The sequence below is a fragment of the Nitrospira sp. Ecomares 2.1 genome (assembly GCF_965152585.1).
In genome coordinates, this window is sequence record NZ_OZ224219.1 from 3,189,681 (window position 1) to 3,201,870 (window position 12,190).

12 protein-coding genes are annotated in these 12,190 nt (G+C 48.9%); 4 read left to right on the plus strand and 8 right to left on the minus strand.

Annotation, left to right across the window (positions count from 1 at the left end):
* Nucleotides 1-46: 46 nt before the first annotated feature.
* Entirely contained in the window at nt 47-532 is a 486-nt protein-coding gene (locus ACWHYD_RS14025; RefSeq protein WP_447962651.1) for a hypothetical protein, read from the minus strand.
* 116 nt (nt 533-648) lie between these two features.
* Here ACWHYD_RS14025 and ACWHYD_RS14030 point away from each other — a divergent pair, with 116 nt between their 5' ends.
* Nucleotides 649-831: a hypothetical protein gene (locus tag ACWHYD_RS14030; protein WP_447962652.1), complete on the plus strand. Its 183-nt coding sequence runs from the start codon at nt 649-651 to the stop codon at nt 829-831.
* 104 nt (nt 832-935) lie between these two features.
* On the opposite strand, the gene ACWHYD_RS14035 is transcribed toward ACWHYD_RS14030, so the two are convergent.
* Nucleotides 936-1,439: a hypothetical protein gene (locus ACWHYD_RS14035; protein WP_447962653.1), complete on the minus strand. Its 504-nt coding sequence runs from the start codon at nt 1,437-1,439 to the stop codon at nt 936-938.
* Nucleotides 1,440-2,304: 865 nt separating this feature from the next.
* Here ACWHYD_RS14035 and ACWHYD_RS14040 point away from each other — a divergent pair.
* The gene (locus ACWHYD_RS14040) at nt 2,305-2,574 is read left to right on the plus strand and encodes a CBS domain-containing protein (protein ID WP_447962654.1); all 270 of its coding nucleotides are present in this window, start codon (nt 2,305-2,307) and stop codon (nt 2,572-2,574) included.
* Between the two features lie 65 nt (nt 2,575-2,639).
* On the plus strand, nt 2,640-3,065 hold the full coding sequence (locus ACWHYD_RS14045; protein WP_447962655.1) for a c-type cytochrome: 426 nt from the start codon (nt 2,640-2,642) through the stop codon (nt 3,063-3,065).
* A gap of 762 nt (nt 3,066-3,827) precedes the next feature.
* Here ACWHYD_RS14045 and ACWHYD_RS14050 read toward each other — a convergent pair.
* The 4 genes from ACWHYD_RS14050 to ACWHYD_RS14065 all read right to left on the minus strand — a co-directional run bounded on the left by ACWHYD_RS14050 (nt 3,828) and on the right by ACWHYD_RS14065 (nt 9,284).
* Nucleotides 3,828-5,456, minus strand: coding sequence for an ABC transporter ATP-binding protein (locus tag ACWHYD_RS14050; protein WP_447962656.1), 1,629 nt, complete (start codon nt 5,454-5,456; stop codon nt 3,828-3,830).
* 54 nt (nt 5,457-5,510) lie between these two features.
* Nucleotides 5,511-6,956 carry a TolC family protein gene (locus ACWHYD_RS14055; RefSeq protein ID WP_447962657.1) on the minus strand — a complete coding sequence of 482 codons (1,446 nt, stop codon included), beginning with the start codon at nt 6,954-6,956 and terminating at the stop codon, nt 5,511-5,513.
* 61 nt (nt 6,957-7,017) lie between these two features.
* Nucleotides 7,018-8,445, minus strand: coding sequence for an HlyD family secretion protein (locus tag ACWHYD_RS14060; RefSeq protein ID WP_447962658.1), 1,428 nt, complete (start codon nt 8,443-8,445; stop codon nt 7,018-7,020).
* Nucleotides 8,446-8,735: 290 nt separating this feature from the next.
* Nucleotides 8,736-9,284 (minus strand): hypothetical protein, encoded by a 549-nt coding sequence (locus ACWHYD_RS14065; protein ID WP_447962659.1) that lies wholly within the window; start codon nt 9,282-9,284, stop codon nt 8,736-8,738.
* A 203-nt stretch (nt 9,285-9,487) separates the two neighbouring features.
* Between ACWHYD_RS14065 and nhaR the strand changes: the two genes are divergently transcribed.
* The gene (nhaR, locus tag ACWHYD_RS14070) at nt 9,488-10,402 is read left to right on the plus strand and encodes a transcriptional activator NhaR (protein WP_447962660.1); all 915 of its coding nucleotides are present in this window, start codon (nt 9,488-9,490) and stop codon (nt 10,400-10,402) included.
* Between the two features lie 124 nt (nt 10,403-10,526).
* On the opposite strand, the gene ACWHYD_RS14075 is transcribed toward nhaR, so the two are convergent.
* Nucleotides 10,527-10,778, minus strand: coding sequence for a hypothetical protein (locus tag ACWHYD_RS14075; protein ID WP_447962661.1), 252 nt, complete (start codon nt 10,776-10,778; stop codon nt 10,527-10,529).
* Nucleotides 10,779-11,118: 340 nt separating this feature from the next.
* Complete coding sequence (locus tag ACWHYD_RS14080) at nt 11,119-11,994, minus strand: hypothetical protein (RefSeq protein WP_447962662.1); 876 nt, start codon at nt 11,992-11,994, stop codon at nt 11,119-11,121.
* Nucleotides 11,995-12,190: the final 196 nt, after the last annotated feature.

Sequence of the window (12,190 nt, forward strand, 5' to 3'; positions counted from 1 at the left end):
GAGCCATTATCGCCTTGTTCCTCTACGAACTTTTTTATTTTTTAGTTTAACCTTTTGGATCTTTTGGATAATTGTCCACCGCGATCACGATCTCCTTCAATGCGAGTGGGAAATCCATAGCATCCTCCGGTAGTTTGAACCCAATCACCAGCTCACCGTAGAGTTTCTTCAAGGGTTCGCCAGTATAGAACAGCGCCGCAGAATAGAGCACAAGGTCGGTATTAATTAAAATATTTGCCACGTCCCTAGCTGGGCTGGGGAGTTCTGCTACCTCTTTTCCAAGATCGAAATTCTTTATTTCTAATTTATTGGTTACCCATTTAGAAAAATCACTCGCCGACCCCAGATTGACAGGTATCATCCCTTCCGGGGTCTGCAAGGCGAATCCTTTCTCCTTCACTTCTTTGGTGATGGCCGATACCTTTGCCAAGGCGTCCCTTAGGGCCTGGGAGGCCTCAGCAAACGCTTTTTTGTCCACCAATACGGGTTTGCTGTTGATCTCGACCAAGGCGTATTTAAATTTAAGTGCCATAGAAGTATTCCTTTCTTTCCCAGCCATTCAACCGAGTTTGTTATGGGTGACGTGTTGTGTGCTATGTGAACTCGAACACTTTGCGGTGGAGGGAGAGTTCATGCAAGGAATTTCATTTGAATCTCGACCTTGTCGTCGCTATTGATTTGTTTTGCATCCAGATGGAAGTTCATGCTCGTCTTGATGCTGTTGCAGTCCCGCATCAACTCGGAGTAGTGCGTCAGCTTGCCGATGATATCGTCTTCGATCTACTTCTTCTGCTTCTTGTTCGTCGGTTTCTCATTCGTTTCCGTGTTTGAAGTATGAGTTGACATAGCTCCCCTTGTTTCTCTCTGCGGAAGGCGAATGGCCTGTTGAGCATCCAATTTCCGTCAAGTTGCACATTCCTGTTTTCTTGTGGAATCTAAAGGAACGTGTTAAGGGTCAGGCCTTGCATTGCAAGACCACCGGGCATGTACCGCCGTTCCCGCTCTTCGGCCTCTAAGACTTCTGACGCCAACGCCCGGAGTTGGGCGTGCTGTTCACGCAGCTTATGCTCGGCCTGCCTATGCTCGGCGATCTCCTGTTGCAGGCAGGCATTGGTCACCAGCAGGGAGGAGGTGCGCTCCTGCACAACTTTAATCAGTTCGTCTTGCTGCTCTTGCAAAGCCCCTTTGCACCGTCTGAGATCAGTGACATCAACGCACGACCCTAAGTATCCGCCAGGGCCCCCCTCTTCTGTGCGCGATGGCACACCCATATGCAAGACCCAACAATATTGGCCATCCTTCCGGCGCTGACCGTCATCGGGATGAACCGCTTTCGTCCACGTCGTCCTCAGCGTTTCCTCCAGAGTTCGCCCCGTAAACATCAGCCATGACTTATTGAAATACGTGCCGCGCGTATCCATTCCAGCAATCCAGATCATGCCGGGCATCGTATCGGCTATGATGCGGAATTTCTCTTGCTTGCTTGGCAGTGTGTTGTTGACGAGCTTCTCGTCTCATTTCTTTTGTAGGAAAATGCAAGATTCGCCCTCTTTTTAGCAGAATGAAGTAATTATAGAAACCCCAAAGGGATAAACTTTTCCTCTGTCACCACAGAACCAAATCTGGAAGACGGTAGCGCTATGGCTGCAATCACAACATCTGGTTAGATCAAAGCCGGTGGCCGCCCACAAAGCCATAAAACTTTCAGGTAGTTGTCAGATGATAAGTATGCGACACCCAGGTGCCCACGGCGAATGCTGCCTAAGGTACGGCAGCCAGGGGGAACACCAGTGCCACAAAGAGTGTCTCCACTGACAACAGGCGGGGATGATAGAAGAAGAAGGTTGCCCATAAAGGCACGAGGCTTGCTTCAATTACTGTACATGCAAAGCTCCTGATTTCATGGTTCTTACGAGAAAGATACCATCCACATGGTTCAACCTTTTAAAGACAAAGGACAACACATGCACTCCGATAACGCAGAAATGTTAAAAGTGAAAATTTGAGGAAAAACCATCCTGTCTGTTGAGCCATCCAGATGGTCCGGTGAGGTCAATTCTCTCATAAAGAATCAGGAGTTTTTATCCATCACTTAAAGTGACTGAATAGTTTTGGAGGTTGGAGGTGTATATTCGAAATGGAAGTCATACCTGATTTCGTTTCAATCCGTTTAAATTTTCATTCACTCCATCCCTGTAAAAACTTTTGTGGGGTTATGAGTGAAAGAGAGAGAGGAGAATCACATGGGTCTTCATGCGGTCGCCGCTGTCGGCCTCAGAACAATCCAACAAATCGCCACATTTCATGATTTCCGTTTTCATCAAGATCAAAATGGATGTGTTGGCCGTGCTGGAAGCAGGGCGGAATGTCAGCCAATTAACCGCACAGGAGATCATGGTGCCGGACCCAATCGCAATTCCTATTTCCACCACATTAGCGGAGGCTGTCAAAATCATGAAAGACCATACTTTTCTGGTACTTCCAGTAGAGGAAAATGGTTTGCTGATAGGATGCCTGACCCGGCAGAATCTTTTGCAGACATGGGTAGATCTGGGATTAGAGCAAAAAGACTAAGTGAAAATGGAGCACACGAAAAGTGTTGCAATTTGGGTCTATGGAAAGGGAAGGGACGTTGCAAGATGCGACAACATCGTACTTCTTTGAGGTTCAGTGGGTTCACTCAATACAAAAAAGCACCAATTCCTCTCAGCCTTCTTTTCCCCCTCCTCACCTGGGCCTGTCTTCTGTTATGGCCGGGAGAAGTCCAGGCTCAACAGACCACAACGATCGATGCGGGAGAAACAATGTATCGTCTGCATTGCCTCCGATGTCATGGGAAGGTCGGCGACGGAAGGGGCCCGGATTCATCCGCATTAATCGTGCCCCCCACAGATTTCCATTCTCCGCAATCCACAGCCAAAAGTGAGTTAGACCTTCGTGCGATTGTTATTTGGGGCTTGGTCTTTAGCCCCATGCATGGTTGGTGGGATCGATTAAGTTCAGAGGAGATTCGAGAGGTGATCAACTATATACGGCAATTAGCCCCATACCAACCCAGGATCTAAAGTTTGAAGTGGAGGAAACCTCATACGGATTTGCCGTGATGCCTCAATACGATTACAAATGCCTCAGGTGTGGCAAAGCATGCCTTCTGGCCTTAAGGCTCAAGGAACATGAAACCGAGGCCGCGACATGTCTCTCATGCGGAAGCAAATAACTAGAGCAATTAATTAGACGATTTGTTACGAGGACCAGTTCGAAAAGTTAACGAAGGTCTTCAGAATCTTTCCTAGAAAAAAGAGCCCCAACGTGCTTCGGCATGAATACCACCATTTTCACCGAACATGTATTGAACATGCCTTCTCCTTATAAGCCAAATGTGGCAAAGAAACCAAAACTCTGAATTTCCCCAGACATGACTAGCCGGTCTGTCGACACGATTGCCTTGACAGGATATGATGGTCGACAATTCAGTTGGTCAAGGAGGCCTGCCGGGGTGAAGACTTGAAGATCATTTGAAACTGTCCGGCCCTGGCGGCTTTCATGCGCCACCAGCCACACGTGTACAGTATTTGACGAACTCGTCTAACTGGTAGTCTCACTCCAAAAAATAGCCGGCAAATCGATCGTCTTAGGTACGGAAACCCACGAGACCGGCATGGCGCATGTTCGCCGACCGCCACCACACCCACCTCCAAGTCCCCCGGGCCTCCAAGCGGTTCATTAACTAGAGAACCGGCTGCCACCTCTACATACGGAGGCAAATTCGTTTGTGATGCCCATGCTTCATGCTTCGCGGTTATTCAACAACATTCCTCAACCACGCGTTAGTGTAATGATACACTTTGCTGGACAAACGTTTTGACGTTGGGATCAGTGGTGACAATTACCACTGTCCATGGGCTCTCAGCCGCACAGATCCTGCCAAGAATGGTCTCACGTTGAGGTGAAGGAATTTCATGAAGCCCACCATCGACCACCAGGAGTTTCGGGCGAGCGATCAAGGCCCGGGCTAATAAAATTTGAATAGTCTGACTGGGTGAAAAATTTTTTCCACCATATTGAACCATCGTTTGCAAACCTTCTGGGAAAGTCTCCGTTTCTTTCTGCAAATCAACAAAATTTAAAACCCACAGTAAATCCTCGGTTGACAGGTCCTTTCGTCCCAATGTGATGTTTTCCAAGAACGTGGCTTCAAAAAGTGACAAATCCCTACTCAACACCAGACCACGAATGCCATTCACGGCATCAGGATGAAGGTCACGAATATCAATCCCATTGTAGCGAATAGTTCCGTGTGGTGGATCATCCAAACCCGCTAACAGTCTGGAAACCTGTAATCGTTGGGATTCCGTTACGGTCACCAATGCCCATTTTTCTCCAGGCTTCAGATCTATGGTGAGTTCAAAGGCATGTGGCCAGGGAGGAGGCAAACCGCCAACATGGGAGATAGAAAGCCCGATCCCTTTGGGGGAAACCTCGGGCAAGCTGACGAACTGAGCTGAAGTTTGATGGTCTTTGGGAAGAGAAAAAATATGTTGAATCTCGGTTAACGCGGTTAAAAAATAAAAAATCACATAGGTGCGCTTAACGACCGAATCCAAATTAACAAGAAGTGTCGCGATGATGACTTCCGCAGCCACGAGTTGGCCTAAGGTCAGCTCCCCGTTACTCAACAGCCACCCCGCTGTCCCCAACAGACCCGTATGCAGAAGGACTTGAAGAGAAATAGACCCAATGTATTGCCTTATCAGCACCCTGAGCCTGGACTCTCTCGCATGGACATAGGCGTGGGCCAGGGAATCGGCTTTCTGTAAGATGAGATCCCGACTCTGGCTGGATTTAAAGTGACTGAGATTGTCGGCCACTTCCTGAAACCAATGATAGGTGGCATATTTGGTCTCCGACATGTGCAGGGTAGTGTGAAGTCCCCCTTGGCCTAATACTCCGATGATTCCTACAGCCAGGAGGAGAAGGAGATCAAAAACCAGAAAGTACGGGTGATACAGGACAAGCAACGTCATGCCAATGAACCCACTCACCACCACGTTGGTAAGGTCTACCAATAAACCGGCAACGGCCCGTTGCATAAAAACAATTTCGAAAAACCGGCTGGCATATTCGCCGCGGAAATGTGTTTCTTGTATAGAGGGAAATGTTCGGGCAAAGGCCAGAGTCATGCGAACAAAAATTCGCCGTTCAAGAAGATCTGTGGCGTAAAACTGAAGGACCTTGAACACTCCGACAAATGCGAGGACCCCGGCCATAATACTGACCAGCGTGACAACCATAATCGGTTGGATGGCCAACGCAAAGGTATTCACCAGCTCCTGGACCGTTAGCGGAATAATAAGTGAAAATGCACCAACGGCCAACGAATACATAAGAATCGTCAGAAGAAGTTGGCGCTCCTGTTTGAGAAAAACGCCCACATGCTGGAGGACTTTTTTGTTCATGCTCCGGACAGACTCGGAGGAGATCATTAAGAATACGCCGGTTCTTGTTGGTGGCTATGCCACGGGCTGGGTCCAATGGCCGGTGGCCCATTGATAAAAGGCTTGGGCCTGATGATATTCGGCTTGTGCCTGGATATAGATGACTTCTGCATCCACTACATTTCGTTCCCGAAGATTCACAAAAAGTAAATTAGTGGCCCCCACCTGAAACCGGGTTCTTTCGCCTTTCACAAGAGAGCGGGCGTAGATGAGGGCTTGAGAAGCCGCCTGCATCCGTTCTTCCGCTCGTAATAAAGCCGAGTTGGCATTGTCGATATCCAACGCCACTTGTTGCATACGGTATTGCTGATCCCACAGTAATCGTTCCGCCTTGGCTTTCATTTGCATTTGTTGGCCTGTTGCATCTTTTTGTAAGAATGGAAAGCTGAGTTGGAGCCCGAAGCGGTAACCCAGACCCAACACAAATTCTCCGGGTTTCCTGGTTGGTTCAGCCTCTGCCCGAAGATCAGGGAGCAAATTATTTTTGGCGACACCAAGATCAATATGATTTCGCGCCGCCTCAAGTGTAATTTGAAGAATTTCCGGCCGGCGTTGTTGTGCCAGATCAACATCAGTTTCCCGAGATTGGTTACCTGAAGTCGAAGTGGGAGAAGGAAAGTCTGGGACCGACTGCAAACCGAAGACCATAGGGGAACCATGGTCCCAGACAAAGAGGGACAGCTTGAACTGTTCCTGTTCGGCTTCCCGTTTGGCTTTAATGACATTCTCCAGTCGGCGTTGGACTTCCTGGTGGGCTTCGGTGACATCAAATTCTGCGACGGCACCGGCTTCAGCCTGTCGGGTCAGTTGTTGAAGGCGAACCTTGGCGACTTCCAAGGCTTGTTGGCGCAAATCCACAGCTTTCCAGGTGGCCACCCATCTCCAATATTGGGTAGCAGCACCCAAATACAGATCTTGGCGGGTTTGTTGAATATGAAGAGTGGCTTCCTGTTCTGCCAGTTTGGATTTTTCCAGTTCCCCCTTTTCTGGATTGGTGCCCAATCCTCGTAGTAAGGGAAACACGAGGCCTAACAGAGGTTGATTGGTCTGGTTAACTCCGAGATCAGCCACCTCCACATCTCCCAGACCGGTTCGCCATCCGGCAAATCCTTGGAGTCCCCAGGGATGCCGCATCTGAATCATGGTATCGTTGAACCCCACACTTTTGGTTTTGCCGTCTTTGACCAGTCGCTCCACCTCCAAATCATTGACCAGGATGGGTTCAAATGCACCAAGAGCTTTCAGTAATTTCCCTTGCGCTTCCAGTTTTTCAGTCCGACTCCCATGCAACAGTGGATGTTGTGTCTCAACCAACGACAGCACGGTTTCTAAGCGAAGTGATCGTGTGACCGCATCGTACCGGGAAGTCGTGGTCTCCAGCGCGAATGTATCGGGTAAAGGAGACCATACAAGAACCGCGCCTGCGAACAGGCAGGAAAGTGTCATGAGATTTCGTGGCATGCCTTCTCCCTCCTTACAATAGTTTGCAGAATTGACTGCCGTGTATCCGCTGGAGCCGTAATTATTTTCCCGGACGTCCGGCCTTGGGGAGAAACGTCTCGGGAAGATAGGTTGATTGTCCTTGATAGTCAGCCGGGAAGAGATTCACACGCCTCCACAATTCATACCAAAGAGGTACCCGGTTTAACAGAACCCATCCCATGACCTGAGTACCTTGCCGAACCTGACTTTGCGGTGGCCACGCAGCGGCCTCCGGATCTTGAACAACCCAAAAGCGAAATCGTTTTTGTGAATCCGGGGTTTGATCAACCACCAGAATGGTGCCATCGAACGTTCCAGCCATTAGCTCAGGCCAGGAAGGAAGTGGGATAGTCGGAATGCCATGAAACATCAGTCGGACCTTCCTTCCTGGCCTCAGAAGGGGCGCATCCAACGGTTCTGCCCACATTTCCACGGCCCGGGTGGCCTTATCCGGGACGATGGTGAATAACGAATCCCCTTGCTTCACAATTTCACCTGCTCCCACCCGTGCCATGCGGACCACTGTGCCATCCATGGGCGCGGTGATACGGCTGGCTGTTCGTCGCTGGGCTGCATTGGAGCGGGTTAAAGCCAGGTCCGCCAACTCCTTCGATGCCTGAGCAGCCTCTCCCAGGGCGGCAGCCCTTTGGGAACGAATGTTCAGAATGCGTTGGCCAAGTTCGGCTTCAATTTGGATTCGTCCATGGGTGAGGGCCAGTCGTGATTGAGACACTTCTTGAAATGCGGCGTCACTGGCTTTGCGTTCGGCTTGAGCCGCGGCTTCAGCTTGAATGGCTAATTCCAGTTCTCGCCGAGAAAGAAGCCCTTCGGCTTCCAGGATTTGTGAACGTTGCAAATTCAGTTGAGCAGTTTGGGCGGCGACCTTCGCGGCAGCCTGGCGCTGAACCATACTTTGGATTCGCCTTGAAGCTTCCTGGACACGGGATTCGGCAGATCGAGTGGTGGCTTCGGTCAGTGGGGTCATTTCTTTGAGTTGTCTGCCCAAGAAATCGGCACGAGCCAACGTGGTCTCCCGCCTTTCTTCCAGGGCCTGAATGGATTCGTCAAGCCGTGTGAGGAGATCCGGGGCCAGGAATTTGGAATCGACGTCCACGAGATCAAGGAGCAAATCCTGTTTTTTCACCGCCATGCCTTCGTTGACATGCCAAGTCAGGATACGGCCTTCAAGAGGTGCATGAATCTCCTGCGGGCGTTCAGCAGGAGAATAGGCCGATAACTGCCCTTGAGCCTTGATGGTTTGAGTCCAGGGGACAAAAACCAGAATCAGGATGAATACAAGAAAAAAACCGATGAGGATTCGGGTTCCGGTATACAGTTTCTTGGGAATCTTCACGGCTGCCCACGATTCAAAATGCGTATGACGGTCAGGGACACGAGGCGGGTGAACCTTGTGCGGAAAAACAACTTGAGTGGGAGTCTGATTAACTGGAATGGGGGTAAGGTCCATGAGTTAGGTGCTTACTGAGGACTTTCGGGTCATCATTCTTACTTAGCCGAAACATTGAGAATGGGTGAATCTGCCAAAGGTGTTATTCCTGATTGGCATATGCCAAAGATATAAATTAAGTCTAGACCCTCCGCATTGTTAAGCCAAGTGACGAGCACATCGTTTTTCCCCATTACACTTTGCCACTCACTTTGTCACCAACGTCCAATGTCTATTTAAAACATTCCGGCTATATATATACAAATACATTATAATTTTGAAAAATATAAATTTTTTAAATGTGCGTACATTTACCCAATACAGATGCGGTCCAAGTGTTGCTCAGGCAGGCCATGCAGCCTGTCAACTCGACTGCCTGGTTGAACCCAACCGCATTCTGTCTCTGGAGTGCTGGACAGGACTCCGAGAAGGATAAATTGATCGGAATTGTTTGTCAGGGCACTGACTGAAGAGTTGACCAGACGCCGAAACCGCTGTGCGGGGAAGATGAAATGGTCGGATGGAAGGATGATAACTATCGCATCAGGATCCAAAAACTTGAGATAGGAAAGCGCCAGGGACACAACTGGTCGCGTGTCGCAATTTATTGGTTGCATGAGCAAGGCACTCCCAGCGTGAAGGGCCATTTGCTGTGAGGCAAATTCCTTGTGAACCTGAGATATGACAGTGATTTTTTCCCGATGGTTAAATTGGTCAGCCCGCTGCAGGGTGCGTGAAACAACGACCGCTCCCCCCCACAAGAGAGCAATACTATTTGGGAATACCCTGATCCATCCACTGTTTAATGAAAAGCTGCCTTCGACTCCCGTTTCCACCAGCAAGAATAAACGAATACACATGATATGCGTTGGTTCTCACCGGACCCTCCTTTCGGACTGCCCGTTTTGCCTGAGAATTATGATCCCGAGATTTTCAGAGCTTCCTCGAATTTTTCATCGTGCAAGCCTTTCCCCTTTTCCGTATTAGAGACTTTTCATAGGCGCTTCGACAAATTCACAGTAATTCCTTGAATCATTGAATACCTGATTGTAAGCTGTGACCCATGGAATGGCTGAATTATCATCATTTGCTGTATTTCTGGGTCATAGCCCGGGAAGGAACTATTAAGCGAGCCTGCGAAGAACTCAATTTATCCCAGCCGGCGTTAAGCGCTCAGCTTCGAACCCTCGAAGATACATTAGGAGAAAAACTGTTTCATCGCGTGGGACGGACGTTAGTCTTAACCGACGTAGGACAGATGGCCTACCGATACGCCCAGGAGATTTTTTCTCTCGGACAGGAATTCTCAAACACCATTAAAGGTCGGCCTAGTCATCGGCCTGTAAAATTGGTGGTGGGTATCGCCGAAGTGGTTCCTAAAATGGTCGCGTATAAACTTTTGGAATCCGCCTTTGCTTTATCGGATCCTCTTCAAATGGTGTGTTGGGAAGGCCGCCTGGAACAACTGTTGGGAGAATTAGCTCTCCACTCCCTGGACATTGTGCTTGCTGATACGGCCATCCCTTCTACGGTGCGGATTTTGGGACACAGTCATTTACTCGGGGAATCCGGCGTGACATTGTTTGCATCAAAAAAACTCGCCGCCAAGTATCAAAAAAAATTTCCGGAATCCCTTGATGGGGCACCGTTTCTCCTTCCAACCGGTAATTCCATGCTTCGTCGAGGAATGGATGAGTGGTTCTCCCGGGTTGGGATAACCCCCCGGTTGGTGGGAGAGTTTGAAGATGGTGCAACCATGAAAGCGTTTGGTCAGGCGGGAAAAGGAGTTTTCCCCGGATCTAACGTCGTGGCGAAAGAAATATGCCGGCAATACCTTGTTCAAAAAATAGGTCAAGTTCAAGACGTTCGAGAACAATTTTATGCTCTTTCGGTTGAACGTCGCCTGAAGCATCCCGGCGTATTGGCCATTGTGGACTCAGCTAGAAAAACGATTTTTCGGAACTCTGGATCCCCATAATCAATGCACTTTCTACCTTGCTCTCGTCCGAAAGTCACTTAGAATGCGTGCGAATGAAAACAACTTTTTTAGAGGGGAAAGCTCAAATCTCATTCACGGAATCGAGGGGAATTCCCTTTCTGCTTCAACCCCTACCTCTGCTTTCCATCCTTTTTTCTGATGCCAACAAGCGTTGTCCTTCCTCCCGATGCATCGTGGCTAATTCCCGTAATTCTCTGGCTGCTTCCCAATGTAATGCCGAGATATGCATTAAGCCAGTCCGGCGAAACCCTTTGGATTCCATGTGGGATTTCTGGGCAAGGGAAATTGCCCGTTGCTCCAACCAAGTCACCCCACTTTGCAGTTTATCAGCTTGTTGGTCATAGATAATGGCCATCTCCAACAGATCGTTACTGTTCCAAGGCTTCGGATTTTTCAGTTACCGGAACTGACATCGCATAATTTACGGGTGTCACCAGCAAAGATTTCCCCCCATATCTTGGAAGAAGACCATCAGCCCCATTTATCCAAAAACCCCTATCACTACATAGGCTGGTGCTCGCATAAACTATTCTCCTTATTCATGTGTTGTGAGATCCAAAGCACCCTTGCATAATTAAAACATTGCAAACTCATCAGAATTCAAACTAGCTCCTCCGATATAGAAAACCGGCTTCAAGCCACGGGGGCCTCTCCCCATGGCTTGCTCTCATCGTTCTTTCCATATTTTCGCATCCTCAGGATGCCTCTCCAGCCCCAGGAAACTCACTGAGAGTTAATCCCCCTTGGCTATCATGCCACTCATCCGTTAGCTTCATAACAGCCTGGTTAAGAGCCTCTTCCAATGCAACCATCCTAAGCGTTTCAAACGCCTTATCCTCCTCCGGATAAATCGTGCTGGTCATCGCGGATCCTCTCACTCGTGGATAACGATTCGATGACAATGGAACGTCCAGCTGATCCAACGTGGCATAAGAATTCCCCTGGGACTGTAGTAACAATTTCCCAGATTGAAGATCTAACAAACCTAATTCCACAGTGGCGTGATTTTCAGTCTGATATCCAGTCAGCATGCTTACTTCCGGAAGAAGATCAAACTTAGCAGGGCTCTTGATCTCTTTAGCTGTGGGTAGAACAATTAAAACCATATCAATCGGACTATTTCCTCCCATTCCTTCAAGGAGAGAAACCTTTTCTCCGGATGGTATCCCGTCCACGCGAACAACCTCATACATAGAAACAGGAAAATGCCCCTGGACTTCCCGCTTCACTCTGGCCGCGAACTGAGGCCACGAGTCCTCAGTGACCGCGAGTGGATCGTGTGAGGAGTCGGGATGCATGACGATGGCCATGCCTACCGGTAGTCGGTTTTGGGAGTGAGTAGAGATTTTTCCTTTGATTATTTGAGAGCCTTCAGGTTCACTTGCAAAATGTGCCTGCAATCGATACGGAGAGGGGCCGTTACACCCGCTCAACACGTCCAAGAGGACGATGATCATTACCAGGTATACCAAGATCATCGACTGCGTCATTTTTGTTGAGGACTGATAGCCTGGAGCAAGGGTTGAAATGCGACGTCTTCGACATTGCGTGGTTTGATTATCGGCATTCATGGATAGATCTCCTTTACAATTGGAATTAGGTTCTTACCTGAAGAATCAAAGAAAAAGTGGTGCTAAAATCCCATCTGCCGATCAAGACAGAATTGGGAGGGTGGTTGTTAAAACCTACCCACCCCACCTCTCATCAATTAAGCGAGAGTCCAATCAGGTTCATCTTCCTTATCCTCAGCCTTGACTAAAGTCCGCT

What these genes read in the sequence shown, in the direction of transcription:
- ACWHYD_RS14025 (WP_447962651.1), bottom strand. Translation starts at nt 532, where the DNA reads ATGGCACTTAAATTTAAATACGCCTTGGTCGAGATCAACAGCAAACCC.
- ACWHYD_RS14075 (WP_447962661.1), bottom strand. Translation starts at nt 10,778, where the DNA reads ATGGCCATTATCTATGACCAACAAGCTGATAAACTGCAAAGTGGGGTG.
- ACWHYD_RS14055 (WP_447962657.1), bottom strand. Translation starts at nt 6,956, where the DNA reads ATGCCACGAAATCTCATGACACTTTCCTGCCTGTTCGCAGGCGCGGTT.
- ACWHYD_RS14045 (WP_447962655.1), top strand. Translation starts at nt 2,640, where the DNA reads ATGCGACAACATCGTACTTCTTTGAGGTTCAGTGGGTTCACTCAATAC.
- ACWHYD_RS14040 (WP_447962654.1), top strand. Translation starts at nt 2,305, where the DNA reads ATGATTTCCGTTTTCATCAAGATCAAAATGGATGTGTTGGCCGTGCTG.
- ACWHYD_RS14060 (WP_447962658.1), bottom strand. Translation starts at nt 8,445, where the DNA reads ATGGACCTTACCCCCATTCCAGTTAATCAGACTCCCACTCAAGTTGTT.
- nhaR (WP_447962660.1), top strand. Translation starts at nt 9,488, where the DNA reads ATGGAATGGCTGAATTATCATCATTTGCTGTATTTCTGGGTCATAGCC.
- ACWHYD_RS14065 (WP_447962659.1), bottom strand. Translation starts at nt 9,284, where the DNA reads ATGTGTATTCGTTTATTCTTGCTGGTGGAAACGGGAGTCGAAGGCAGC.
- ACWHYD_RS14050 (WP_447962656.1), bottom strand. Translation starts at nt 5,456, where the DNA reads ATGAACAAAAAAGTCCTCCAGCATGTGGGCGTTTTTCTCAAACAGGAG.
- ACWHYD_RS14035 (WP_447962653.1), bottom strand. Translation starts at nt 1,439, where the DNA reads ATGATCTGGATTGCTGGAATGGATACGCGCGGCACGTATTTCAATAAG.
- ACWHYD_RS14080 (WP_447962662.1), bottom strand. Translation starts at nt 11,994, where the DNA reads ATGAATGCCGATAATCAAACCACGCAATGTCGAAGACGTCGCATTTCA.